Below are 26069 nucleotides of genomic sequence, written 5' to 3'. Positions count from 1 at the left end.
TGGCGCGCGGGCGGGCCAGCCAGAGGGCCGTGCCAGCATAGGGCTGGTGCCTGGGAGCAAGGTGATCGACAATGCGACGATCACCTCTTCAGAGAGCCGCTCATGTCTATCCGCTGGATTGCTACACCACAAACCGATCTTACCGTTCAGACGCTGTATGCCATCCTCGCGCTGCGCACTGAAGTCTTTGTGGTCGAGCAGAAATGCCCTTATCAAGAAGTGGATGGCCAGGACCTGACGGGTAATACCTACCACCTCATGGGCTGGGAAAATGATGAACTGGTTGTTTATCTGCGTGTGCTTGATCCGGTCCTGCATGACGGCGAGGTGGTCATTGGTCGTGTGGTAACGGCTCCTGCTGTACGGGGGCGCGGCCTTGGACATGAGCTGATGAAGCAGGGCCTGACCTTCTGCGAGGAGCATTGGGCCGGTCTTCCGATTTACCTGTCTGCCCAGGCACACCTGCAGGATTACTACGGTCGCTACGGCTTCGAGCCCGTCACGGAGATCTATCTGGAAGATGACATCCCCCATATCGGGATGCGTCGCGCTGCAAAGGCCTGACATGCTGACTGGGCTGAGTCATCTTACCCTGGCTGTCAGTGATCTTGACCGTAGCGTTACCTTCTACGAAACGCTGTTAGGATGCCGGTTGGCTGCACGGTGGGCGCAAGGCGCCTATCTGGAGGCCGGATCGCTATGGTTATGCCTGTCGCTGGACCCTACCGTGAGTAGGTCACGAGCAGACTACACACACTATGCGTTTTCCGTTGCCGGGTCTGACTTCGAGTCTTTTGTCACGCGGTTAAAAGCGCATGGCGTTAAGGTCTGGAAAGACAATCGCAGCGAGGGCGACTCGTTCTATTTCCTCGACCCGGATGGACATAAGCTTGAAGTGCATGTGGGCGATCTGGCGACACGTCTGGCGCAGTGCCGCACAAGCCCCTATGCGGGCATGCAGTTTTTTGAGTAAGCATCCAATAGCCAGACGAGGGTGCAAGGCCGGGCCGTCGGCATGAGCGGCCCGGAAAGGCGGTACTTATTTGGCTGAAGCGTGTTCTTTATCCAAGGCGAGGAGCTGCTGCTTTCCATCCGCGAGGATTTTATTGAGTTCGGGCGCTATGTTCATGGTACTGGCCTGGATAGCCTGCATGCTGTTTTGCATGGCGATAGGCATCTTGGTCACGACCGAAAGCCCCTCTTCGGACTGGTAAAATTTCAGCATGGCGTCAATTTCGCGCTGGTTGAATGACTTCTTGTAGATATCGGTCATCACCGGCTCCATTTTCTCCCACGACAGCGCTTTCTGGACAACGGCCACGCTTTTGGTCCGCATATCGTCGACGATCTTCTGCTGTTCGGCATTCAGCGTCTTACCCTGCAGGCCCTGCTCGATCGCGGCATTGAAATAGCTGTCCATCTGGCTCATCGACGAGTCGATCAGCTGTGAGGTGTTGGTCACCTTCAGTAGGTTATGGACGGAGCTGTCCGTTGGCGCTGAGTCTGCCGCAAACGCCTGGGCAGCCGAAAAGAGGGTGAGAGCAGCAAGTGTCTTTTTCATTGCAATTCCTTCTGTCGTAGAAATGTCCCTGCAGGGCACTGAGAGCGCGATGCTTCAAGGCAGCGCATTGGACATAACCATAGCGTGCTTAAACAGATTTAAAAATCAAATCGGGTCTGAATCCGGCTTGGCTCGATCTTTTTAAGGGCTCTTCGCTGGGGTGAGGTAACACTACCCTGGGCCTTGGGCGCCTTGAAAACAAAAGTGGTGAGATGGATTAGCCGCGCGGGGTTGCTAGGCGTTTGAAGCGTCACCTGACTACCATTTTCAGGCTGCTCTTCAGGGGCTTCCAGGTAATAGGGGTGGGCGCTGTTTTGTGTACGGATATCATTCAGCGTTCGGGCCAGCCGTTGGCCTCGATGGAAGACTAGCAGGGTAAGTCGGGTCTCTCTGCCTAGCGGATGAGCCAGCAGGTATTCAAGTTGCTCCTGATACGTCTCGGCATTTTTCCAAAACATACAGGCGACCAGAAAAGCGATCCGCTGCCCGCTGCGAAGCCCAAGGGCGCTATAGCCGACAGGCACAAAGGGCTCAGCTGTTTTAGGGCTTTCGAACTGACTATTGAGTGCAATACTCAGGTAGTTTCTAAGCGCTGATTCATTCCATCTGGCCAACAGCGATGGGCTGTACATAAGCAGGGTAATCGCGTTCCCAAGCGTTTCCACAATGTGACCATGCTGGTCAGGGTTCAACACTGGCTCAGGCAGATCGGGTGCGTTGTCCAGTGGTGGAGGCATGGGAGGCAACGCGTGTCTGGGTGTATTTGCGAGCCGATCCAGAGGCGCGTCAGAGCGTTTATGCAATGGAATACCCAGGGCCTGGGTCAATGCCTGGTGAGAGAGTAGCCATTCGCGGCGTGAGTTGATTACGGAGTCAACGGTAGCGAGCAGGCTATCGTTATAAGCAGTGACTTCCTGCCGAATCCAGGCGAGTGCTTTATCGATCTCGTTAACCTCGCGGTCGATCAGCGCGCGTGCAGCTTGCTCACTACCGCGTTTGATCTCGAATGTCAGGATCAGTGACTGCCCACTGATCCGCGTTACGCATGATGTGCCCATCCAGGGGCCGGCCTGCGCACCAAACCATTCCGCGTCGCCATCAAAGGGAATGTCGATATCGAGCCGATGGGTAGCAGTATTGCCGTCGAAATCTCCGGCGTCATCCGTTTCAGCCTGCCATTCGTGGCGGCGCAGCTCAGGGGGCTCAATCCGGTAAGTGGCAACGAAATAGTCGATCAGAGCGTTCGGTGCCGTGTTGAGCAGTCGCTGTTCATCCAGCGCCGCCAGCGCCTCGTCAAGCCGGCTCCGTTGGGCATTGAGCCGCTCCCTGAGGTCAAAGGTAGAAAACAGCTCGTCCTGCAACACACGTGCATTCATTCGCCTGCCCCGATGGCCGTCAATCAACATCGTCTTATATTGGAGCCGAAGAGGGCAGCGGAATATCCCGAACCTTCACCCAATAAAAAGGGGCCTACAGGCCCCTGGTAAAGCGGGCCTCTATCAGGCCTTTTTGAATTCCGCCTCGATGGCTTCCAGCGTTTTGTTCTTGGTCTCGGGCAGGTAGCAGACCACGAACGCAATGGCCAGCAGACCAAATGCGAAGAACATGAAAAACGTAGTGGAAATGCTGAACCATGCGACCAGTTGCAGGAAGAAAAAGCCCACAAGGAAGGTCGTCAGCCAGAGCACGCCTCCGGTAAAGCCCAGAGCCAAACCTCGGATGCGCATGGGGAAAATCTCGGACAGCATCAGCCAGGTGACAGGTGAAATCGCCCCTTGCTGGAAAGCCAGAAAACTCACGGTCAGCGCCAGGATGATGAATGCGCGCTCTGTGCCTGGAGCCATGTTCAGCGAGACCAGGCCAATCAATAGCAGACAGGTAGTCGTGCCGATCAAGCCGGTGATCAGCATTGGCCGGCGGCCGACTCGGCCCAGAAGCCAGATGCCCAGAAAGGTGGCCAGTACAGAAATTACGCCATTAGCGATGTTAGCAGTCAACGCCGCCTGCGTATCAAAGCCGGACTCCTTCAGGATCTGGGTGCCGTAATACATGATCGAGTTGACGCCTGTGATCTGCTGCACAATGGCGATCCCCATGCCGATCAAAAAGATTTTACGGATCCAGGGGGTTTTCAGGTCTTCCCAGCTGCCTTCTTTAGCCTTCGCATCTTCTTGAGCGAGCTGGCGTACCTCCTTGGCTTCCTTATGGGCCTGATGCTCGGCCCGGACCTCCTTGAGTGTACGCAGCATTTCGCCGAAGCGGCCTTTGGACGCCAGCCAGCGTGGGCTCTCCGGCATGACCAGCATGCCCAGCCAGAGCACGACGGCGGGAAGCGTAGCGATGACCAGCATCCAACGCCAGATATGGCTGCCCTCAAAGAAATGAGCAATCGCAGCATTACAGGTAAAGGCCAGTAGCTGGCCCGACACAATCATCAACTCGTTACGCGTCACCATCTGTCCGCGTTTATGCGCAGGTGACATTTCCGCCAGGTACACCGGAACGGTAACTGAGGCACCACCAACAGCAAGACCCAGAATGAAGCGGGCCAGCACCATGATTTCAACGTTGGGTGCAAGGGTACTGCCCAGCGTACCAAGGATGAAAATGATCGACAGCAGCAGGATGATTTTGCGCCGGCCACGGGCATCAGAGAGGCGGCCGCTGATCGCTGCACCGATGGCGCCACCAAACACGAGGGAGGACGCTACCAGGCTTTCGGAAAAGGGTGTAAGGCCGAAGTCTTCCTTGAGAAAGGGAAGGGCGCCATTGATAACCCCGGTGTCATAGCCAAACAGTAAGCCGCCAAAAGTCGAGATCGTGGTGATGATCTGCATTCTGCGTTTAGGGTTGGTGGGGGAGTCTGACGCTGAAGTCTCTGCACTTGCCGGCGAGGCGAGTGGGGATGGGTTTTTTATCATAGAGTTCTCTTTACACGTAAGCCGTGACGCTCATCCAATCCTTGGCTAAACAGAAGGCAGTCCAACGTGCCTTGACAATAGGAGGGCTCGGTAAAAGCACGAGAATGCGGCGGGGAGATCAATTGCCCGCGCGACGTTGCTAATGCCTTATCGAATCCACGTCATCGAGCATAGGGGCTCATGGAAATAGACTGATGTCTCTGGACGTGGTTTCAAAAAAGGCGTCTAGCATGCGGAAGACAAGCGTTTACCCTACGTCGTTTGGGTTAAAGGACTGGTAGGAACGGGCGAGCATCATGATGGGCCATGGCAGTAAGGACGTGGCCTGCAGGCAAAAGCGAGTAGCCAAGAAATCGGTTGGAAAACTTCTTCGAACGGAGGCGAACGCTTGCGGGTGAATCGATAAACGGTCCCTGTTGAAGAGGGCCAGACGGCAAGGCCGTCTGGCTCAGTCTATTCAGCGGTTAAGGTTGACCGTTCCCGCCCGAAGCCCCAAAGACCTGCCCGGTGATATAGCTTGCCTCGGTGGAGGCCAACTGAACGTAAAGCGGCGCGATTTCCACAGGCTGCCCAGGGCGCTTGAGTGGAGTGTCACCCCCAAAGCTCTTGAGTTTTTCCATGGTCTGGCCGCCGCAGACTTGCAGCGGTGTCCAGAATGGGCCAGGGGCGATTGCATTGACACGTATGCCCTTATCCGCCAGTTGCTTCGCCAAGCCTTTGCTGAAATTGGCGATACCCGCCTTGGTCAGCGCGTAATCAACCAGGTTGGCAGAGGGATCATAGGCATTGACTGAAGAGGTGTTGATGATCGAGGCGCCTTCAGGCATATGCGGAATGGCGGCCTTGGTAATCCAGAACATGGCGTACAGATTAGTCTTGATCGTCCAGTCGAATTCCTCATTACTCAAGTCAAGAATCGAGTCATGGCTCTGTTGGCGCGCGGCATTGTTGACCAGAATATCGAGTCCACCCAGCTCCTTCACTGCACGCTCTACCAACTCCCGGCAAAAGGCTTCGTCACGGATGTCGCCGGGAATAGCAACCGCCTTGCGGCCTGCCTGCTGGATCAGCTGGACCACTTCCTTGGCATCAGGCTCCTCATCCGGCAGGTAGTTAATGGCCACATCTGCGCCTTCACGGGCATAGGCGATAGCCGCAGCGCGGCCAATACCCGAGTCGCCCCCGGTAATCAGAGCTTTACGTCCGGCGAGGCGGTTGTTGCCTTTGTAGGTCTCCTCTCCATGGTCAGGTCTGGGGGTCATCTTGCTGGCAAGGCCCGGCCAGGGCTGGCTTTGCTCCTGAAAGGGCGGGCGCGGATAGCCGCTCTTGGGATCACTCAAGGGGGCCGGGGTGGCTGCGACCTTGTCGCTTGTATTCTGAGCAAAGGCGGGTGCGGCCGCTGCGGCTGCAAGTGTGACGGCCGCGCCCTGCATGAGTTTGCGGCGGGACGTGGAGAGATCGTTCGGATTCATGGCTGGCTCCTGGTAATGGGAATAAGCAGTGATCGAAACGGCAAGGCAGCAGCGCCCATTAAGGCATCTGCCGGGTAAGCACCTGATGCGATGCTTGAATCGTTATGACCGTCATAGACGTACAGACTGTGCTTATCGTTCCCCGCTCAGGGTAACCACGGGTGGATAATTGGGCAGATAGAAGGGCCGTACTAGAGCGGTTGGGGGAGCAAGGGCGAGGCCAGACCTCAGCCATATGGGATATGGCCGAGGCTAAATAAGTGATTAAAAAATAGCCAGGCACACCGGCTTACGCCCATAGGCGCAAGCAAGGTATGGGGAGTACTTACAGTGTTGGGTCTACTTCACGCACCAGCACATAATGACGGCCAGTTTCGTTTTCGCAGTAGTCATACACGTAAAACATTTCGACTATCCCAGCTCCTGGCATGGCCGCCACGAGATCACCGGGTTCCGGTGTGAAGAAACCTGGCGTGCCCGGCTCTGCTTCGCTCTCTATGCGAGCGGTGGAGAACAAGCTGGGGTCCATGTCACCAAAGAAATCGTCGCGTGTTTCCTGATCCCAGTCCTCGGGCACCTTGAATTCGCCTGTGAACAGGATCTTGGCATCGCCCAAGTCGTCGGCATCAACTTCCGGGTCCTCATCCGGGCGGTAGACCGTGCAGTCCAGAACGTTGCGGTCGCTCAGGATGGTTTCCCGTACCGCAAGACGCTTGTTCGAGCCGAACGAGCCCTCGGTATAAGGTACGGAATCCGGACCGTTTGATATGCGATCGTTGGGACTCATAGCACTCTCCATGGTCATGGCTCTGCCTTCATAGCAGGTAAGGCGAAAATTGCTGTATTTTCCAGTCATTTTGGCGCTTTGTTGTACCGCAGAACCATCTTTTTTGTGTAAGCGTCTGTCTTATGACTGCCCACCGGCTCTGTTTACGCCTAAGTGCCTTTCATTGACCGTTCAGACACCGAAGCGGCAAGGGAGAAGAGAGGTTGGGATACAAACGCGAATTAGCACAGTCCAAGATACAAATTCACCTTTTCAGGGTCCGATATGACAGCGCCAGATACAGAAGAACATGTAAACGCGCCTGATCCAGAATACGTTCAGTGGCTCGTCAACCAGTCGATGCTCCACCAGGCCCGCCAGCGAGCGAAGGCATATGGTGGTCAGGCCCGGCTCTGGATGCATCCTTATGCTGAAACACGCCCGCGCCGGGCTACGGCTATCGCATCCGTCTGGTTTACGGCCTATCCCAGCTCTGTAATTACCGGGTCTGGTGATTCCGTCATCAAGACGCTTGGTAGCGCGCCGCTGTGGAACGCGTTGTCCTCCATTGGGGTACAGGCGATCCATACCGGACCGACCAAGCTTTCCGGCGGACTCAAGGATCGGGAGATAACGCCCACCATCGACGGTAATTTCGACCGGATCAGCCTCGACATTGACCCGCTCTACGGCACGGAAGAGGAATTCATCGCCCTGAGTCGCATGGCTTCAGCCCACAATGCCGTGGTAGTGGATGACATTATTCCGGCCCATACCGGCAAAGGTGCCGACTTCCGTCTGGCTGAGCTGGGCTATGAGGATTATCCCGGCCTTTACCACATGGTAGAGATCAAGCACGAGGACTGGGAGCTGCTGCCGGAAGTGCCGGAAGGCCGTGATGCGGTCAACCTGCCACCGGACGTTGTCGACGCCCTGAAAGAGCGATGCTATATCGTCGGACAGCTCCAGCGCGTCATCTTTTTTGAGCCAGGTGTGAAGGAGACCGATTGGAGCGCGACTCCTGTGATTGTTGGCGTAGACGGCAAGCCTCGGCGCTGGGTGTACCTGCATTATTTCAAGGAAGGCCAACCTTCCCTGAACTGGCTCGACCCCAGCTTTGCTGCGCAGCAACTGATCATTGGCGATGCGCTGCATTCGTTGGATGTACTTGGTGCACGGGGTCTGCGCCTGGATGCTAACGGCTTCCTGGGAGTGGAGCGTCGTGCCCATGATAAGGCCTGGTCCGAAGGGCATCCATTATCCATCGTCGGTAACCAGATTATTGGTGGTATGGTCCGTAAAGCCGGTGGTTTCAGCTTTCAGGAGCTGAACCTGACCATAGACGATATCGCGGCCATGGGTAAAGGCGGCGCAGACCTGTCTTACGATTTCATTACCCGTCCGGCCTATCACCACGCCGTGCTGACGGGCGACACCGAATTCCTGCGCCTGATGCTGCGCACCATGCATCAATTCAATATTGACCCGGCATCGCTCATCCATGCCCTGCAAAACCATGATGAGCTGACACTGGAGCTGGTGCACTTCTGGACGCTGCATGCCGACACCAACTTCGTTTATCAGGGCCAGACCTGGCGGGGCAGTATCCTGCGCGAGCATATTCGTGAGGTGATGTACGAGCGCCTTAGCGGTGAGCATGCGCCCTACAACCTACGCTTTGTGACTAATGGCGTAGCTTGTACCTCTGCGAGCGTCATTGCAGCTGCGCTGGGTATTCGTGAGCTGGATAGCATGACGGATGAGGACAAGGAGCGTATCAAGCAGGTCCATCTGCTCCTTGCCATGTACAACGCATTGCAGCCCGGCGTATTTGCCTTATCCGGCTGGGATCTGGTCGGTGCCTTGCCCTTGCCGTTCGGTCTGGTAGAAGACCGTATGAAGGAGGGCGACACGCGTTGGATACAGCGCGGTGCTTACGATCTGATAGGGGTCAACGACGAGGCTACTCATTCAGGCGAAGGGTTGCCAAAAGCCGTCAACCTCTATGGCAGTTTAACCGAACAACTGGCTGACCCAGATTCGTTTGCCAACAAGCTCAAGCGCATCTTGTCGGTACGTCAGGCCTACGGTATTGCGTCCAGCCACCAGGTTGCAGTGCCGGATGTCGTCTCGCCAGGGCTGCTGGTTATGGTGCATGAGCTGCCTGCCGGGCGTGGTACTCAGATCACGGCGCTTAATTTTGGGGCTACGTCGATCCAGGAAACCGTTACCCTGACCCATGTGACACCGGGGCCGGTCGTGGACATGATCAACGAGACAGTCGAAGGTGATCTCACCGATAACGGCGAGTTGACGATCAATCTGGAAGGCTATGAAGGGCTCTGCCTGCGAATCGTAGGTGCGTTGCCCAATACGCCGTTTGACGTGTAAGACGCAAGAGCAGGCTGCGGGCAAGGCGTTACTGCCCGCAGCCTTTTTTTACAGGATCAATCGTCCCGCGTCAGGACTTCGAGCAACTCAATCTCAAAGATCAGGTTTGAGTTTGGTTTGATATGCGCGCCAACCTGGCGTTCGCCATAGGCTAGCTGAGCGGGCACGAACAGTTTCCGCTTGCCGCCTACCTTCATGCCCATCAGTCCAATATCCCATCCCTTGATAACGCGACCCGTGCCAATCACACACTGGAACGGTCGCCCTTTGTCGTATGAGGAGTCAAACACCGTCCCGTCTTCCAGTGTTCCACGGTACTGGGTGGTAATCAGGGCGCCTTTGACGGCTTCCTTACCGTCGCCTAGCTGGAGGTCTTCGATCTTGAGTTCATGGGTCATGGCGTGCTCGCGGTATCTGTTGAGTTCTGAGGCTTTGCAGGCGTAGCCAGGGGCTTGGGCGCTGCATCAGGCAGGGGAGCCCCTTTCGGCCAGAGCATCCAGATGCGTCCGTCCTGCTTCATATGGCCAGCCAGCTCACCGGCGTCATCACCCGTCCCCCAGAAGAGGTCTGCGCGAACCTCACCGGTAATGGCGCCGCCGGTATCCTGTGCGGCTACAGGGCGATTGATGGGGCCGCCATCCGGTCGAGTCGTGGATAGCCAGAGCAGGCTGCCCAGGGGAATCACCTTACGGTCGATGGCTACGCTGTAGCCGGGCGTCAATGGTACGTTCAGCGAGCCACGGGGGGCTTCGTTGCTGTCCGGCCGCTGGCTGAAAAACACATAGCTCGGGTTGCTGCCCAGGAGTTCCGGGACACGATCCGGGTTGGCCATAGCCCACTCGCGAATCTTGCTCATGCTGACTTCTTCTTTTTGCAGCAGACCCTGTTCCACCAGCCAACGCCCGATAGGCTTGTAGGGATGCCCATTCTGGTTCGCATAACCGATGCGCAGTTGACGACCATCTTCCAGCTCGACTCGGCCTGAGCCCTGTATTTGCAGGAATTGCAGGTCCATCGGGTCACGCAGCCATGCCAGTACCGGGGCGTCTACCCCCTGCTGCATAATAGTGGCGGCGTCATCGTAGGGTTTGAGCGTCTGACCTTCGAGCCGACCTCGCAGGCGCTTCCCCTTGAGTTCGGGGTAAATGCTGGCTAGATCGACGGTAATCAGATCGGTAGGTGTGCCATAGACCGGTACGGGATGGGCTTCATCCTGCACAAGGCTGCCGTGATAGACCGGCTCGTAATAGCCTGTGATCAGCCCATGCTCGCCCTTGAGCGAGCGCAGGCTATAGACCTGAAACTGAGTTTTGAGAAAGTCGCGAACAGCGCGTGGATCATAAGGAATCTGAGCAGCCGCCTGACAGGGTGCGCTCCAGGCCTCGTTGTTCCTGAGCTTCTCGCAGCCTGACTGCCAGGACTTGAAGCCGGCCATGAGGTCAGCGTCACTGGTTACAGGCAGATCCTCCCAGCGGGCAGGGGTATAGGTGGCGACTTCCGGCGGTTTGGCTGGCGGCTTCTGCTTGAACTTCGAACCATCATCACAACCGGCCAGCAGTGCAAACAGGGAGACGGCGGCGCAGGCCATGAGCCGCCAGGGGTAACGATAGGCAAGCACGTCAACTGTTCTTGTTAGTGAGTGAGCCGGTAGCTTGGTGAAATCAGACCGTGACGTCAAATACCGATCCTGACTTTTCTACCGGCTGAATCATGTTGCAAAACAGTAAGGCATGTTCACTAGCGCTGATTGAACTTAACCGGCTTTATGTTCGGACTACGGTGTCGCCATTATCGGAACGCGTTCCAGTGGCATGCGCTGGTGCTCCTTCCAGACGCCATTTTCCAGGGCGATGCGGCCAGTGACATCCAGGGTTGGACAGCAGGATGCATCGGCCGCCTTGAAGGTCAGGCCCTGATACCAGAGATCATCGTTCTTGATAAAAAGGCTGCTGATGTGCTTGGGAAGCTCTGCTGAAGTCTGCTTGGGCATCGAGTATTCGGCATCGACGAAATAATCACCTCCCGGGCTCTGGCTCAGGATAGCCATGAGTGGTCGAGTCGCGGTAGGCGTTCCGCTGCAGCCGACGTCCAGCTCGTACACCGCCAGGAAAACCGATTTTCCTTCCAGCTGGTAGGGAATGACATTGCGAGGATCCATCGAGAAGGAGCAGCCCAGCGACTTGCCGAATTGCTCAACAATAGGCGGCAACTTAGCCGAAATCTCGGTCCGCTTAGGTTCCGAGGCCTGTGCGATGTAATCGGTCAGGTCAACCTTGATATCTGCCAGGCAGCTCAGGGGCAAAAGTGACAACGCCATCCAAAGGGCCATAAAACGCATTGGGCTTCCTCTCCGTGGAACAGAACGCAAGGGGGATCTTTTCAATCGGTCGATATTGACGCGTACAAAGGACATCGGTTCGCAGTGTGTATAAGTTTTGTTCGATTTCGAGGCGGATGTGTCTTTTCTCAGGATGATGCCGCTTTCATTCAGTCATCATGGCAAGGGCTATCTGAACCATTCGGTGTATATAACAGCTTTACATACACACTTACATATACAAAGTTATGTGTTGATTGGCCAGCTAACCAATAGGCGTCTGGGTCTTTAATCGGCGTTGCGTTCTTCCAGGCAGTCGTCGCCGCCCATCTCGAACTCGCGGCAAATCAGCGGCCGGTTCTCATAGATACTGCAGCGCATCATTTCGCGATCCAGTGCGGCGCACCAGCCATCATCCAGGCGCGCCATGGTCATCGAGCCCCATTGGTCTTCATCGATGAAGCGCATGGGAACGCCGGTATCGGTGATCAGCATGACTTCCAGGCGGCAGCACTTGGCCGCGCAGGTGTCACAGGTGACACTGGGTTCGGGCCGTGAAGAGGCGGGCAGGTTATGGAGTGGAATCACGTGATCACCTGGGTAAAGGCAGGCTGCAAGGTTACCGGCAGTTAAGGCCTGCTCAAAACGAAGAATGATCCCTCAGGAAGAAAACTGACGGACCGCAGGCCTCTCATGTCTGCCTGCGACCCGTCAGAGGCCTATTACCGGGGCGCTGGATTCTGCTCCGGCTGATTGCTATACGCCGTTTGCCCGATGTCATCGCCTGAGGTGGTGCGATTCTCGCTGTTGCGCAGCTTGGCAACGGCATCGGCATCCACCGGGCCGCCCTTGTTGCCCCAGCTGGTTCGGATAAAGGTCACCACATCCGCTACCTGCTGATCGCTCAATCGCCAGCCGAAGGCAGGCATGACGATGGTTGAGGGCGCGCTCTTGAGGCCTGGCAGCTTGCCGCCTTCCAGCACAATGTGGATAAGGGACGTCGGGTCTTCCGTCTGCACCACGGTGTTTCCGGCCAGTGCCGGGAAAGCCCGGGTGTAACCCAGGCCGTCCGAGCGGTGGCAGGCGTTGCAGTTGTCGATGTAGACCGCTGCGCCGCGCTTGCTTTCATCCCCTTTTACCAGCATTTCGGAAACGGCATTGTTGCGCTGATAGGGCGGGGCGTCCGGATGGACCGGCGAGAGCGTCTTCAGGTAGCGGACGATCGCGGTCAGGTCCTCGTCGCTCATGTATTGCAGGCTGTGCTCGACCACCTGTGTCATGCCGCCAAAGACGGCCATGTCATCCGAGCGGCCCGTTTTGAGGAATTCGACCAGTTGCGCCTCGTCCCATCGGGCAATGCCTTCCTTATGGTCATTGCGCAGGCTTTTGGCAACCCAACCCTCCAGCGGGGCGCTACCCGCGAGAAAATCTTTGCCGTCGGCATCGCTGAGGGCTTTTTCCTGCATGGCAATGCCACGGGGGGTGTGGCAGGCGCCACAGTGGCCCAGGCCTTCCACCAGATAGGCACCACGGGCGACCACTGGGTCCATGCCCTGCGCCGGTTTGAAATCGGCAACCTCCGGCGCGAACAGCTTGCGCCAGACAGCCAGGGGCCAGCGCATCGACAGCGGCCAGGGAATGGCCACGTCCTGGTTGGGCTGAGTCACCGGCTGAACGCCGTGCATGAAGTAGGTGTACAGGGCGCGCATGTCTTCTTCAGTGACGCGCGCATAAGAGGGGTACGGCATGGCCGGGTAGAGCGAATATCCTTCCTTGGCGATGCCGTGACGCACCGCCTTGTCGAAGTCCTCGAAACTGTAGTTGCCGATGCCGGTTTCCTTGTCGGGCGTGATGTTGGTCGAGTAAATGGTGCCGATGGGTGTGCCCATCGGCAGGCCGCCAGCGAAGGGCTTGCCACCGGCTGCCGTATGGCAGGCCACACAGTCGCCGGCGCGGGCCAGGTATTCCCCTTTCTTGATCAATTCCTGATCGGGTCCGGCTTCTTGAGCAAAAGCAGGCAGAGCGATGAACCCTAGGGCCAGTGCAGAGATAAGTGCTTTCATGGTCGACTTCCTCATGCCTGCACTAGTGGGCCGGGGTTTTTCAGGTACTGTTCGCGAATGGCGCGTGCCGACCAGTAGGTAAGGGCCGCCACAAGGCCTGTCGGGTTGTAGCCCAGCCCCTGCGGAAAGGCCGAGGCACCCGGAACGAATACGTTGTGCACATCCCAGCTTTGCAGGTAACGGTTGAGGGCGCTGGTCTTGGGGTCGGTGCCCATGATCGCGCCGCCGTTCAGGTGGGTGGTCTGGTAGCTGACCGTATTGAAATGCGTTCCCGGCGCCTTGACCTGCACGTTGATGGCCTTGGGATTCATGGCTTCGGCGATGCGCTTCATCTTGTCGACCATGAAGTGCGTCATCTTGATGTCGTTTTCCTTCCAGTCGAAGGTCATGCGCAGGAGTGGCATTCCATACGCATCCTTGTAGGTCGGATCAAGGTCCAGGTAGTTGTCGCGGTAGGACTGGTGCGCTCCGTGGGCATCCATGGACAGCTGATGGTTGTAGTAATCGGCCGCCGCCGCCTTCCACTGGCTGCCCCAGTTGGGCGTGCCGGGGGGATTGCTTACGCCGGCGATAGGGCGCGTCCCCGCCTGGTTCACCCAGAACGGCGAGCCACCCACGAAGCCGTGAGGGCCGTGGTCGAAGTTGTCGGCATTAAAATCATCCACCGCCACACCATTACCGCCCGCGCCGATGAAGGGGTTGGTGAAGTGCTGGTCCTTGTCAAAGTAGGCCTTGATGGTCGCCATGTTCTGGTAGGCGAAATTTTTGCCGACCACACCTTCGCCGGTTTTTGGGTCATAGGGCTTGCCGATGCCTGAAAGCAGCATCAGCCGCACGTTGTTGAATTGGAAAGCGCCGAGAATGACGATATCGGCTGGCTGCTCAATCTCGTTGCCCTGGGCGTCTACATAGGTCACGCCTGTGGCGAGCTTCTTGTCGTCGGTCAGGTTGACCTTCAACACGTGGGCGTCGGCACGCAGTTCGAACTTGGGTTCCTGGCGCAGCGCCGGCAGGATGTTCAAGTTAGGCGAAGACTTGGAGTACATGTAGCAGACGTACCCGCTGCAATACCCGCAGAAGTTGCACGGCCCCATCTGGCAGCCATAGGGATTGGTATAGGGGCCGGATGTGTTGGCCGAGGGCAAGTCATAGGGGTGGTAGCCCACATCCCAGGCGGCCTTCTGGAACAGCTGCGCCGAGACCGTGTTCTTTTGCGGTGTAAGCGGAAAGTGATCGGAGCGGTCTGGCGCAAAGGGATTGCCGCCCTTGCCTTTGCCGACCAGCTCGCCCTTCACCGTCCAGGCCTGACCAGAGGTGCCGAAGACTTTTTCGGCAAAATCGAAATACGGCTCAAGCTCTTCATAGGTCACGCCAAAGTCCTGGATGGTCATGCCATCCGGGATGAAGTTCTTGCCGTACCGTTCTTCATAGTGACTGCGCAGGCGCAGCTCCACCGGGTCGACCCGTAGATGCACGCCGGACCAGTGCAGCCCCGCACCCCCTACGCCATCGCCGGGTAGAAAGGCACCGAGCTGACGATAGGGCAGTGCCGTCTGGCTCACATTGTGGCGAATGGTGACGGTCTCTTTGGATGTGTCCGCGAACAGCTTGCGGCGAATGCTGTAGGTCAGCTCGTCGATCACCTGTGGATAGGAACCATCCGGGTAGGTGTCGCGCATCGGGCCACGCTCCAGCGCGACCACGGAAAGACCCGCCTCGGTCAGTTCCTTGGCCATGATGGCTCCGGTCCAGCCAAAGCCTACGATCACTACATCGGCTTTCTGCATTACTTTTGCCATGGATCAAGCCCTCTCGCCGCGGATGGAAACCGGCGGGAAGGGGTACGCCACGTCGCGCTCCACCCAATCCATGAAGTCGGCACGGGCGCCGGGAAAGCCCACCAGCTTCCAGCCCACCATGTCCTTGTTGCCGCCGTGGATCGGATCGCAGAAAAAGCCCTCCTTGGTGCTTTGCAATAGAGCGGCAAAGAATGTCTTGGCAGGAAGCGGGTCGAACTCGGCCTTGCCGGCTTCGAACTGCCGAAGTGCAGCATCCTGGGTGGCGGTATCCAGCTCGGCAAACGGCTTGCCGTGTTGCTGACGCGACCAGTCATCCGCAGCCTTGATGCCCAGGCGGAAAACCTGTTGCGGATTGAGCTTGAGCTGGTATCCCATCTCCGAGGGCGCATCGGGTTGGAAAGGCCCCTGCATGTACCAGTTTGCCCCTTGGGCGTAGGGGGTATTCATCTGTCGGTCGATGTATTCCGGTACGCCGGCCTCCACTGCGCCGGGGCCCCGGTCATCAGCCGGAATCAGCCGGGCGACAGCGGCGTGGATAAACGCCCATTCTTCCGGCGTGAAAAAGGTAGGCTGATAGGCGTCTGCGCGGGCGCTCTGGCCCGGCTTGTCCTCGTCACGCTGTCGTTCTTTCGTCTCGGCCAGAGCCAGGCTGGCGCCACCTGTAGTGGCGAGTGTCACCACGGGGATCAGAGTTAGAGACTTGCGTAGAAAGTCGCGGCGGGCGTTAGACGTATCATCAACGGACATGAGGATTCCCATCAGCTATCAGGCTTTAAATGTTAGTAAGCTAAGCATTTAAGTGTAACAATTTGTGCGGATCTGCGACAGATTGCCTCACCATCGACCGGCGCGCCGCGGGCAGGTTCCTGATGACCCTTTAAAATGTATGGATAAAGCTGGATGGCCCGTCAGGTTTGACTATGCTCAAGCGCTTCCAGAAACCGCTGGAGGATCAAGTTGGGGCGGCGGCCCTTGCGCATCGCGGCACAGAGCGGAATAGAGTAGAAGAAGCGCTCCGGCTTGAGGGGGCGCAGGGCACCCTGCATCACCCAGCTGGCGGCGTAATGATCTGGCAGATACCCGATATAGCTGCCGGTATGCAGTAGAAAGGCAATCCCTTCGCGATCCGATGCGGTGGCCGTACAGTTGAGTGTCTGATGCCGCTCCAGCGCCTCGGCCGTCAGCCGATAATTCGGCGCTACAGCATCGGCCATGCGTAGCGCCTCGTCCGGGATCTCTTCATCGGACTGGTGGAACAGAGGATGCTCATGACCACAATACAGCTGCGAGCGCTCCTCATAGAGCGCGGTGTATTCCAGGCCGGATAGCGGGTTGATCAGCGGAACCACGCCAATATGCAGTCGCCCGTCCAGCACCCCACGCTCGATCTCGCCCGGCGTCATCATGCCGATGTTTACCCGCACACCCGGACCTAATGCCTTCAGTTTGCGCAGCGCATGGGTCACGCGCATTTGCGGTAAGGTAACGAGGTTGTTGATGATGCCGATGTTCAGCTCGCCCCGCAGTTGCTGATGCAGGGCATTCACCTCGCTGCGAAAACCTTCCAGCGCAGCCAGCAGGCTCTGGCTGGCCCGCAGCACTTCCCGGCCTTCATCCGTGAGGGCAAACCCGGCGCGACCGCGCTGGCACAGGCGCATTCCCAACCGTTTCTCCAGGTCGCCCATGTGCAGGCTGATAGCCGAGCGGGTGATACCCAAGGCACTTTCTGCGGCTGCAAAGCTGCCGCATTCCGCCACCGTCTTGAACAGACGCAGGAGGCGGATATCGAAATCGCTGACTTGGCCAAGCGGGGCTTTGCGCGAAGTGCTCATGATGGGTATCCCGTACGAAGGCCGACAGGATACCGGGTTGAGGGTTTCAGGCTCCACCCTGATGGATGGAGCCTGTCACTCAGGTAGAACGGCGGCGCAGTAGCCAGAATGCGAGAGCAATCAGCACTATGCCGCCTGCTATCAGACCGTAGCGGGCAAGCTTCAGAAGCGGAGAGGGCGCTCCTCCAGCTCTGAGTTCGGCTACGCGGGCAACTGTAACCTCGCCCTCAGGATTACCCAGCTGGGTTTGCAGGTAATTGCCCAGCGTGGCGATCTGCTGATCGGAGAGCAGGTGCTCGAAGGCCGGCATCTGGATGTTCGGCTGATCCGGCGCACGTTCTACCCCCTTGAGAATCGCCATCACGAGGTTGTCCGTATTGCGATGACCAAGCGCAGTGTTGTGATAAAGCGAAGGTAGCACCTTGTCGGCACTGCCCGAGCCGTCGGCCTGATGGCAGGACGAACAGTACGCATCGTACAGCTGCGGCCCAGTCATCTGGCTGTGGTCGGCTGGCAACGGAGCGCCACGAACCTCGCTCAGGTAGTTAACCGGCTTGCCCCAGCCGTGGGCAGGTTGGGAGTCCGCCTTGTCCCCATCCGATGGCAATTGCTTGAGCCAGACGGCCAGCGCCTTGAGATCATCATCGCTCAGGTGACGCAGGCTATGGTCGACAGCTTCGGCCATCGGACCGGCGGCCTGTGCCTTGCCTTCAACGTGACCGGTCTTGAGATAGCTGACCAGCTCTTCAGTGGACCAGCTACCAATACCGCTGTTGACGTCTGGTGTAATGTCCGGTGCATACCAGGTGCCCAGGCTGCCGCCTGATAGTGCCCGGCTGCTAACTTCGCTCATCAGAAAGTTGCGTGGGGTGTGGCAGGTGCCGCAATGGGCCAGCGCTTCACCCAGGTAAGCGCCCCGATTGACTTCATCGCTTTTGGACGTATCAGGTACGAACTGCCCTTTATCCAAAAAGATCAGGTTCCATGCAGCCATGGACAATCGGATGTTGAAGGGGAAAGGCAGCTGTGTTTCCGGCGCCTTGTGATCATCCGCCTCAACGCCGCTCATGAAGTACGCGTACATGGCAGCTATGTCGTCATCGGTGATCTTGGCATAGGACGTATACGGCATGGCCGGATACAGGTTGGCCCCATCCGCCCGAATGCCTTCGCGTACCGCCCGCGCAAACTGCTCCTCGGTATAGTCACCGATGCCGCTGGTTTTCGACGGCGTGATATTGCTTGAGAAAATCGTTCCCAGCGGCGTCGCCAGTGGCAACCCACCAGCAAACGGTTTGCCGTCATGGGTCGTATGGCAGGCTACGCAATCCGCCGCAGTCGACAGATAGCGGCCCCGCTCGATCTGTGCAGGGTCAGCCGCCTGTGCAACCGTACCTGCCAGGGTCAACATGAGCGCTGCCAGGCCTTTTGTGATCATGGCTGCGTTCATGTCAAACCTGCCTTGATCATGTGGTCTGCCGTGCGTAGCGCCAGGGCTACGGCAGTCAGCGTCGAGTTGACCGTATTCACGGTAGGCATGATGCCGGTGCTGGCAATGAACAGGTTTTCGTGATCATGGGTGCGACCGTAGGCATCGACGATCGAGTCCTTCGGATCATGACCCATGCTCATGGTGCCGGTGATGTGCTGGTTGTTGCTGTACTTGCCCTGCGGGCTGTGCTTGAGGTTGGTGCCGCCCATCAGACGGGCAATGTCCTCATAGATGCGGCTTGACTCCACCATTCCCCGCTCGACGTAATCGTCAATGGAGTACGAAATGCGTGGTGTTGGGATGCCCAGCTTGTCCTTGCGATCACTAAGCGTGACGCGGTTTTCCGGGTTTGGCAGTTGCTCAAGCACATTCTTGATGCTGACCTGATGAGCCGCTTGATGGCGAATCCGGCGCTCCAGCTCCTCACCATAGATGCCTTCCTTGATCAGGCCTGTGGTTACGGCCTGGGTGCGGTTGGAATTACTGATATCCAGGCGGAAGGCAGAGTGCGTCGAGCGGAAGTCACCGTCACGCATACCCTGGATAGACGCAGGGCTCATGGGGCCCCGGCCGGGCCATAGGGGCTCGTCCACTTCAAAAGTCAGCGAATTGCTAGGGTGGTCCATCAGGTTACGACCCACCATGCCCGAACTGTTGGCGATGCCATTTGGGTATTTTTCGCTGGTCGACAGGAGCAGCAGCTTTGGGCTTTCTATGCCGTTGGCAGCGAGAATGAACTGCTTGCCAGTGACTCGGGTGGACTGCTTGTCCGGGTTATAGAAATGCACCGCGGCAATCCGGCCTTTAGCATCATGCTCGATGCGATAGACCACCGCATTGGTAACCATCCTTGCACCGGCTGCTTCGGCCGCTGCAGCAGCCAGGCCGCCGTGGTATTGCGCATCGATCGGGCAGATCGGCATGCAGTTGTTATTGCCACAGCAGGCCGGACGACCGTCATAGTTACGGCTGTTTCGAGCCGTCGTATTGGTAATGACCTCGTAGCCGCCAGTGGCCAGTCGGTCACGAAAGCGTTGTTCCAGCCAGGACATGGCCACCGGCTCCATCGGGAACGGCTTGCTGCGCGGCGAGCCATTGTTCTCCGGGCCGGATACGCCCATCTTGACCTCGGCCTCGTAGTAAAACGCCTCTAGATCGTCATAGCTGATCGGCCAGTCACGTCCGACACCGTATTTGCTCTGAAGCACAAAGTCGTTGGGCAGCATGCGCCAGGCCTGCGCTGCCCAGTGCCAGGAGGTCCCGCCAACCATGCGAATATATTCAGCCGGATAGGGATAGGGACCCGCCTGCTCAAGGTAGCCATTGTCTTCAGGCTGGTAGATTGGATGAGGCGCCCACTCAGAGAAGGGGTAGGGCGACATAAAGTCGTTCTTGCGCGGCGAGTTGCGGAAGTTTGCCGCAATGGTGCCGCGGTCCACGCGCGGACCGGCTTCAAGAATAAGAACGGATGCGCCGGTCTGGGCAATCTTCTGGGCGGCCAATGAGCCGCAGATGCCCGAGCCGATGACGACTACATCAGCGGAAAGCTGTTCTGCCATGGATTAGGCCTCGGAAGGTTTGACGGCCCAGGAGCCATAACCGCCAAAGGCGTAGCTCGGGGGTTTGAGTTGATCGCTGACTACGGCGTACATGAGTGCATCTTCGAATGCGATGCAGCGTGCCTGTTTGCCTTCACCTACGATGCCCATGTACCAGGCGGTGGCGAGTTGGCGCGGCAGGGTAGTCAGGTCTTTCGCGTCGCGGTCAAGGGCAGCCTGAAGGTCTGCAGCGGCTATCTGATGCGCGACAATGTACTGATGCACCGCCTGAATGCGGTCCGTGAAAGCAGGATCGTTCTCGCTCAACGCGGTATACAGGCGCTGGCTTAGGCCGGGATCAAGCTGCGTGCGCCCTGTAATGACCTGTGAAACATTCATAAAGGCAGCCTTGGCTGGCTCCATGCCTGCTACATCAGCAGCATAAGCGAGCGGAGCTAGCTGACGGCCCATAACCCAGCCAGCCGCCGCAAGACTTCCGGCCAAAAACACACGCCGTGACAGCTGAGGCTTCAGCGGTGCGGCCGATTCTTCAGTGGGATACAACATGACAATCTTAAAAGCCCATAGTGGCAGTTTGTCGCACAATGTTGTCGTACAACTAATCTTTTAGCAAGCTATCTATTAGAAGGCTTTTGATATTTATAGTGCTCTATAAGTACCGTCCTTAAGCCGTTTAAAGAGAATAATATTCAATTGCTATTAGTAGGGCCATTAAGCCAAGAGATATGATGTCTTTAAGGGGCCATAAGGTAATGATTGATCTTTTAGATGAGTTTTTACTGGAGTGATGTTGAGAAAAATGCGCTTTAACTCATCTATGTTCAGCCGCAAGCTAGGCTTATAAAAACCGCCGCTGCGTACTGACACGCTGACTGCTTCAGCTGGCTGGGCTTGTGGCGGCACTTGCGTTCCTGTGCTCATCGAGGCCCTCCATGAACCAGCCCCTGACCGTATCGCCACCGCTTGCCAGCGAGCTTGATCTGACTCACCACTGGATGCCCTATACCGCCAACCGCGCGTTCAAGAAAGACCCGCGCATTCTGGTGGCGGCTGAAGGCGCGTACCTGACCGACGATCGGGGTCGCAAGCTGTACGACAGCCTGTCTGCCTTGTGGTGTGTGGGTGCGGGGCATGGCCGCAAGGAAATTGCCGAGGCGGTAGGTAAGCAGGCGCTGCAGCTCGACTATTCACCGGGCTTCCAGTACGGCCATCCGCTGTCCTTCAAGGTGGCCGAAAAGATCGCCAGCCTGACGCCGGGCGACTTGAATCACGTGTTCTTCGTCAACTCAGGCTCCGAGTGCGCGGACACGGCCGTGAAAATGGCTCGCGCCTACTGGCGTCTGAAAGGACAGGCCACCAAGACCAAGATGATCGGCCGCGCCCGCGGCTACCACGGCGTGAACATTGCCGGTACCAGCCTGGGCGGCATCGGCGCCAACCGCAAGATGTACGGCCAATTGATGGATGCGGACCACCTGCCGCATACCCTGCTGCCGGGCAACGAATTCACCAAGGGCATGCCCAAGACCGGCGTCGAGCTGGCGAACGAAATGCTCAAACTGATCGAACTGCACGATGCCTCTAACATCGCGGCGGTCATCGTCGAGCCTATGTCCGGTTCGGCCGGTGTAATCGTGCCGCCGGAGGGCTACCTGCAGCGCCTGCGTGAGATCTGCACGCAGCACAATATCCTGCTGATCTTTGACGAGGTGATTACCGGCTTTGGCCGCACCGGCTCCATGTTTGGTGCGGACAGCTTTGGCGTCACGCCCGACATCATGAACCTCGCCAAGCAGATCACCAACGGTGTGATCCCCATGGGCGCGGTGGTAGCGACCACCGAAATTCACGACACATTCATGAACCAGGGCACGCCGGATTACGCCGTCGAGTTTGGTCACGGCTACACCTACTCCGCGCATCCGGTCGCCTGCGCGGCAGGCCTGGCTGCGCTGGAAATTCTGGAGCGGGACAACCTCGTACAGCGCGTAGCCGAGCTGGCGCCGCACTTCGAGCAGCGTATCCACGGCGTGCGCGGTGCCAAGCACATCGTTGATATCCGTAACTATGGTCTGGCGGGCGCGATTCAGCTGGCCCCGCGTGACGGCGACGCCATTGTCCGCCCCTACGAGGCCTCGCTGAAACTGTGGAAGGCCGGTTTCTACGTCCGCTTTGGCGGCGACACCCTGCAATTCGGCCCACCCTTTATCAGCACGCCGGAAGAGCTGGATCGGCTGTTCGATGCCGTGGGCGAAGCGCTCAACGCCACAGCCTGATCATTTTTCGTACAGCGGCGCGTCACCGTTACTCGACGCGCCGCCTTTACAGGGAATCGACATGACCACCTTGAACCACCTCATCAACGGCGAGCCCTTCGCTGAAACCGGCCGCACGGCAGACGTCTACAATCCTTCGACCGGCGCAGTCATCCATCAAGTGCCACTGGCCAGCCGCGACACCGTACAAAAGGCCATCGACGCGGCCAAGGCGGCCTTCCCGGCTTGGCGCAACACCCCACCAGCCAAACGCGCTCAGGTCTTGTTCCGCTTCAAGCAACTGTTGGAGCAGAACGAACAGCGTATCGTGCAGCTGATCAGTGAAGAGCACGGCAAGACGCTGGAAGACGCCGCCGGTGAACTCAAGCGCGGTATCGAAAACGTCGAATACGCCACTGCCGCACCGGAGCTGCTCAAAGGCGAATACAGCCGCAACGCCGGTCCCGCCATTGATAGCTGGTCCGACTTCCAGCCGCTGGGCGTAGTAGCAGGAATCACACCGTTCAACTTCCCGGCCATGGTGCCCTTATGGATGTACCCGCTGGCGATTGCCTGCGGTAACTGCTTTATCCTCAAGCCTTCCGAACGCGACCCCAGCTCCACGCTGCTGATTGCTGAACTCATGTACGAAGCCGGCCTGCCCAAGGGCGTGCTCAACGTGGTGCATGGCGACAAGGAAACAGTCGATGCATTGATCCAGGCGCCCGAGGTCAAGGCGCTGAGCTTTGTCGGCTCCACCCCGATTGCCGAATACATCTATAAGGAAGGCGCTGCCCGCGGCAAGCGCGTCCAGGCCCTGGGCGGTGCGAAGAACCATGCGGTGCTGATGCCTGACGCTGACCTAGACAATGCCGTGAGCGCACTGATGGGCGCTGCCTACGGCTCCTGCGGCGAGCGCTGCATGGCTATCTCCGTGGCGGTGTGCGTGGGCGACCAGATTGCCGATGCGCTGATCGAGCGCCTGACGCCACAAATCCAGAGCCTCAAGGTTGGCCCCGGCACCTGCAAAGGCCTCGACATGGGCCCGCTGGTCACTAAGGCCGCGCTGGAAAAAGTCACCGGCTATGTACAAGACGGCGAAGCGGCTGGTGCCAAGCTGGTCGTCGATGGCCGCAGCCTCAAGGTTGCCGACCACGACAACGGCTTCTTCCTCGGCGGCTGCCTGTTCGACAACGTCACGCCTGACATGCGCATTTACAAGGAAGAGATCTTTGGTCCGGTGCTGTGCGTGGTGCGCGTCAATAGCCTGGAAGACGCCATCGCCCTGATCAATGCTCACGAGTATGGCAACGGCACCTGTATCTTCACTCGCGACGGCGAGTCCGCACGGCTCTTCAGCGACGAGATCGAAGTAGGTATGGTCGGCATCAACGTCCCGCTACCCGTTCCGGTGGCCTACCACAGCTTTGGCGGCTGGAAGCGCTCCATCTTTGGCGACCTCGCCGCCTACGGCCCGGACGGCGTGCGCTTTTACACCCGCCGCAAGACCATCACCCAACGCTGGCCGCAACGCGCCACGCATGAAGCGGCGCAGTTTGCATTCCCCAGTAACGGCTAGTTCACCCAGTGTCCAGGGGCTAGCCGAAAGGTTAGCCCTCAGGCCTGTGGCTCCGCCTTGATCACAGCCAGATATTTGGCTTGCAGGTCATTGATCTGCGTGTTTGAAACCGAGTACTGAACATTGCAGAGCTGAACGTTTAGGGTGTCATTACCCGCCAGCCGCTGCATTTGGGCGTTGCTCAGCGTCAGGTCGTAGGTGACGTTGTAGTCCGACTTGGTGTACTGCTGGCGTTGCACGACATCAGTCTGAAACTGCTCCTGACCAGAGGTAATCACCGCTGTGCTGCATTCGGAATAGGACGGGTGCTGCGCTGTTCTCGATACGCGCAAGGTGTATTGGCCGTCAGCGGGTTTAATGCTGTCCACGGTTAGCTGCCCACCGTTGGTTCTAACCGATGCCTGAGCATCGTTACCTTCCGGGGCGCCGTTAAACGGAGCACTTACTGCGCAGCCGGCCAATAACAGAGGCGCGATTAACAGGGCAGCCTTACTGTGTTTAATGAGCGCTTTCATGATTGCCTCAGCAAGAAGATTCAATGCGCTCATTATCGAGCCACTCTCCTGAAGCTAAAAATGAAGCACAGAGATACTGACCATCTCGGAAATTGATGCTTCGTAGATGGGATACCTGTTTGCGCCTGACTCAAGCGAGGGCATGTCACTGTCGCTAACGGGTGATGTGTTTCAGCGCGCTAACATATCTCGCAACGAGCCTGCTCCCAATGTTGGCATAATGACGGTTCGATGACTGTTCTGATCGTTTCGCCTTTACTATGACCAAGCATTACTACGGCCTTGAGTGGCTTCGCTTTCTAATGGCGCTTTACATGGTGGTCTACCACCTGGGCGGCTTGTACGGTGATGCACCGTGGCTATTTCAAAAGCTCGTGGGCATGGGCTTTTACGCGACTAGCACCTTCTTTCTGTTGTCCGGCTTTTTGCTGGCGCATGTCTGCCTGGATGACCAGGGTAAGATGAAGGGTAGTCAGGCTGGCTTTATTGCACGACGATTATGCAATCTCTATCCCATCCACCTCATGACGTTGGCTATTGCCTTGGGCGTGCTGGCGATGAATGCCCCTTCGGCAGACGGTGTGCCGGTATATTACAACCAGCATCCCTATGCTTCGCTGGAGGATGGGGAAGGGCTTGAAGAGCTGCTGCCTATTTCCTGGTTTATGGCGGGTGTTCATATCCTGATGCAGGTCCTGCTGCTTCAGTCCTGGGAGCCGCGCTTTCTCTGGCTCAACGGTGCGACCTGGTCCATTTCCGCCCTGCTGTTCTTCTATATCCTCTTTCCCCTGTTGGCACCACGCCTGATGGCGGCTCGCCGCTGGATACTGATAGGGTTCGCGTTATGGGGCGCCTACCTGTTGGTCCCACTGCTTGCGACGTGGCTGCATGCCTATGACTATGTGACCGTAGGCGTCATTCACCGCAACCCGGTGATCCGCCTACCGGAGTTTCTTATCGGCGTCATCCTGTACCGCGCCTTGCAGGAACCTTCACTGGCTCAGTTGGCGGGGCGTTACCGGTATTGCCTGATTGCGGTTGGCCTGAGCGGACTCTTCATCGGCGCATGGCTCTTGCAGCAAGATGGGCGCCGCTGGTTCTATCTCGTTCACAATGGTTTGCTAACGCCTTTCCAGGGGTTGCTACTGTTGGCGTGCGCTACCTTTCGTGCGCCTGAAAGCGCCTCCCTGCAACAACTGGCCCGGCGGCTGGGCGAGGCATCGTTGTGCATCTTTGCCATTCACACGCCCATGATCAGCCTGATTGACCCGTGGACACGGCATCTGCTGGCCTTCTTTACCCAGGCGCATGAGGCCGCTAGCGACGCGATCAGTGATGCTGTCAGCGATGTGCTGAGCGATGTAGTAGCCATCCCCCTGTGGAGCCTTATCCCGCACCTGATCGTGGTTATTGGTCTGGGCCTTTTGATACAACGCTTTCTGGTCGGGCCTTTGCGTCGCTGGCTGGAAGCACACCTGCCTCAGAAGTACAAAAGGAACCGAGGGGCATAGGACGTGTAGCTGACCTGATGTGAGTGACCTATAAAA

At 57.8% G+C, this 26069-nt stretch carries 24 protein-coding genes; 6 read left to right on the top strand and 18 right to left on the bottom strand.

The features are described from left to right. Positions 1-102: 102 nt before the first annotated feature. Both IEX86_RS10060 and fos read left to right on the top strand, forming a co-directional pair. Positions 103-564, top strand: a complete 462-nt coding sequence (locus IEX86_RS10060; protein ID WP_188865995.1) for a GNAT family N-acetyltransferase — start codon at positions 103-105, stop codon at positions 562-564. A 1-nt stretch (position 565) separates the two neighbouring features. Next, the gene (gene fos / locus IEX86_RS10055) at positions 566-973 is read left to right on the top strand and encodes a fosfomycin resistance glutathione transferase (RefSeq protein ID WP_188865994.1); all 408 of its coding nucleotides are present in this window, start codon (positions 566-568) and stop codon (positions 971-973) included. 66 nt (positions 974-1039) lie between these two features. Here the strand turns inward: fos and IEX86_RS10050 are convergent, their stop codons facing one another. The 5 genes from IEX86_RS10050 to IEX86_RS10030 all read right to left on the bottom strand — a co-directional run bounded on the left by IEX86_RS10050 (position 1040) and on the right by IEX86_RS10030 (position 6741). After that, on the bottom strand, positions 1040-1561 hold the full coding sequence (locus IEX86_RS10050) for a DUF2059 domain-containing protein (RefSeq protein WP_188865993.1): 522 nt from the start codon (positions 1559-1561) through the stop codon (positions 1040-1042). Positions 1562-1659: 98 nt separating this feature from the next. After that, positions 1660-2937 carry a hypothetical protein gene (locus tag IEX86_RS10045; protein ID WP_188865992.1) on the bottom strand — a complete coding sequence of 426 codons (1278 nt, stop codon included), beginning with the start codon at positions 2935-2937 and terminating at the stop codon, positions 1660-1662. A 123-nt stretch (positions 2938-3060) separates the two neighbouring features. Continuing rightward, a complete protein-coding gene (locus IEX86_RS10040) occupies positions 3061-4482 on the bottom strand; it encodes a sugar porter family MFS transporter (RefSeq protein ID WP_308423883.1) in 1422 nt (473 codons plus the stop codon). 464 nt (positions 4483-4946) lie between these two features. After that, the gene (locus IEX86_RS10035; protein WP_188865991.1) at positions 4947-5954 is read right to left on the bottom strand and encodes an SDR family oxidoreductase; all 1008 of its coding nucleotides are present in this window, start codon (positions 5952-5954) and stop codon (positions 4947-4949) included. A 325-nt stretch (positions 5955-6279) separates the two neighbouring features. Then, on the bottom strand, positions 6280-6741 hold the full coding sequence (locus tag IEX86_RS10030; RefSeq protein WP_229685301.1) for a hypothetical protein: 462 nt from the start codon (positions 6739-6741) through the stop codon (positions 6280-6282). 264 nt (positions 6742-7005) lie between these two features. Between IEX86_RS10030 and treS the strand changes: the two genes are divergently transcribed. Beyond that, a complete protein-coding gene (gene treS, locus IEX86_RS10025) occupies positions 7006-9111 on the top strand; it encodes a maltose alpha-D-glucosyltransferase (RefSeq protein ID WP_188865990.1) in 2106 nt (701 codons plus the stop codon). A 56-nt stretch (positions 9112-9167) separates the two neighbouring features. On the opposite strand, the gene IEX86_RS10020 is transcribed toward treS, so the two are convergent. The 12 genes from IEX86_RS10020 to IEX86_RS09965 all read right to left on the bottom strand — a co-directional run bounded on the left by IEX86_RS10020 (position 9168) and on the right by IEX86_RS09965 (position 21094). Further along, entirely contained in the window at positions 9168-9509 is a 342-nt protein-coding gene (locus IEX86_RS10020; protein WP_188865989.1) for an FKBP-type peptidyl-prolyl cis-trans isomerase, read from the bottom strand. Continuing rightward, positions 9506-10699 (bottom strand): murein transglycosylase A, encoded by a 1194-nt coding sequence (gene mltA, locus IEX86_RS10015; protein ID WP_188866333.1) that lies wholly within the window; start codon positions 10697-10699, stop codon positions 9506-9508. The genes IEX86_RS10020 and mltA overlap by 4 nt, the downstream gene beginning before the upstream one ends. A 186-nt stretch (positions 10700-10885) precedes the next feature. Then, positions 10886-11449 (bottom strand): hypothetical protein, encoded by a 564-nt coding sequence (locus tag IEX86_RS10010; protein WP_188865988.1) that lies wholly within the window; start codon positions 11447-11449, stop codon positions 10886-10888. Positions 11450-11716: 267 nt separating this feature from the next. Beyond that, the gene (locus IEX86_RS10005) at positions 11717-12016 is read right to left on the bottom strand and encodes a YkgJ family cysteine cluster protein (protein ID WP_188865987.1); all 300 of its coding nucleotides are present in this window, start codon (positions 12014-12016) and stop codon (positions 11717-11719) included. 134 nt (positions 12017-12150) lie between these two features. Then, positions 12151-13491: a c-type cytochrome gene (locus IEX86_RS10000; RefSeq protein ID WP_188865986.1), complete on the bottom strand. Its 1341-nt coding sequence runs from the start codon at positions 13489-13491 to the stop codon at positions 12151-12153. An 11-nt stretch (positions 13492-13502) separates the two neighbouring features. After that, on the bottom strand, positions 13503-15290 hold the full coding sequence (locus tag IEX86_RS09995) for a GMC family oxidoreductase (RefSeq protein WP_188865985.1): 1788 nt from the start codon (positions 15288-15290) through the stop codon (positions 13503-13505). A 3-nt stretch (positions 15291-15293) separates the two neighbouring features. Next, positions 15294-16037 (bottom strand): gluconate 2-dehydrogenase subunit 3 family protein, encoded by a 744-nt coding sequence (locus IEX86_RS09990; RefSeq protein WP_188865984.1) that lies wholly within the window; start codon positions 16035-16037, stop codon positions 15294-15296. Positions 16038-16198: 161 nt separating this feature from the next. Continuing rightward, entirely contained in the window at positions 16199-17122 is a 924-nt protein-coding gene (locus IEX86_RS09985; RefSeq protein WP_188865983.1) for a LysR family transcriptional regulator, read from the bottom strand. A 79-nt stretch (positions 17123-17201) separates the two neighbouring features. Beyond that, the gene (locus IEX86_RS09980; RefSeq protein WP_229685300.1) at positions 17202-18560 is read right to left on the bottom strand and encodes a c-type cytochrome; all 1359 of its coding nucleotides are present in this window, start codon (positions 18558-18560) and stop codon (positions 17202-17204) included. A gap of 8 nt (positions 18561-18568) precedes the next feature. Next, entirely contained in the window at positions 18569-20173 is a 1605-nt protein-coding gene (locus IEX86_RS09975; protein WP_188865981.1) for a GMC family oxidoreductase, read from the bottom strand. Between the two features lie 3 nt (positions 20174-20176). Further along, positions 20177-20719: a sugar dehydrogenase complex small subunit gene (locus tag IEX86_RS09970; protein WP_188865980.1), complete on the bottom strand. Its 543-nt coding sequence runs from the start codon at positions 20717-20719 to the stop codon at positions 20177-20179. Between the two features lie 165 nt (positions 20720-20884). Continuing rightward, positions 20885-21094, bottom strand: a complete 210-nt coding sequence (locus IEX86_RS09965; protein WP_188865979.1) for a hypothetical protein — start codon at positions 21092-21094, stop codon at positions 20885-20887. An 11-nt stretch (positions 21095-21105) separates the two neighbouring features. On the opposite strand from IEX86_RS09965, the gene aptA reads away from it, so the two are divergent. Both aptA and IEX86_RS09955 read left to right on the top strand, forming a co-directional pair. Beyond that, a complete protein-coding gene (aptA, locus tag IEX86_RS09960) occupies positions 21106-22449 on the top strand; it encodes an omega-aminotransferase AptA (protein ID WP_188865978.1) in 1344 nt (447 codons plus the stop codon). Positions 22450-22510: 61 nt separating this feature from the next. Next, positions 22511-24007, top strand: coding sequence for a CoA-acylating methylmalonate-semialdehyde dehydrogenase (locus IEX86_RS09955; RefSeq protein WP_188865977.1), 1497 nt, complete (start codon positions 22511-22513; stop codon positions 24005-24007). Between the two features lie 38 nt (positions 24008-24045). Here the strand turns inward: IEX86_RS09955 and IEX86_RS09950 are convergent, their stop codons facing one another. Then, the gene (locus IEX86_RS09950) at positions 24046-24555 is read right to left on the bottom strand and encodes a hypothetical protein (protein WP_188865976.1); all 510 of its coding nucleotides are present in this window, start codon (positions 24553-24555) and stop codon (positions 24046-24048) included. A 227-nt stretch (positions 24556-24782) separates the two neighbouring features. Between IEX86_RS09950 and IEX86_RS09945 the strand changes: the two genes are divergently transcribed. Further along, complete coding sequence (locus IEX86_RS09945) at positions 24783-26033, top strand: acyltransferase family protein (RefSeq protein ID WP_188865975.1); 1251 nt, start codon at positions 24783-24785, stop codon at positions 26031-26033. The last annotated feature ends 36 nt before the right edge of the window (positions 26034-26069 follow it).

The sequence above is a fragment of the Pseudomonas asuensis genome (assembly GCF_014646755.1).
In the GTDB taxonomy this organism is placed as follows: Bacteria; Pseudomonadota; Gammaproteobacteria; order Pseudomonadales; family Pseudomonadaceae; genus Chryseomonas; species Chryseomonas asuensis.
The sequence above is the reverse complement of the archived record's forward strand: the minus strand, read 5'-3'. Positions and strand labels throughout refer to the sequence as shown.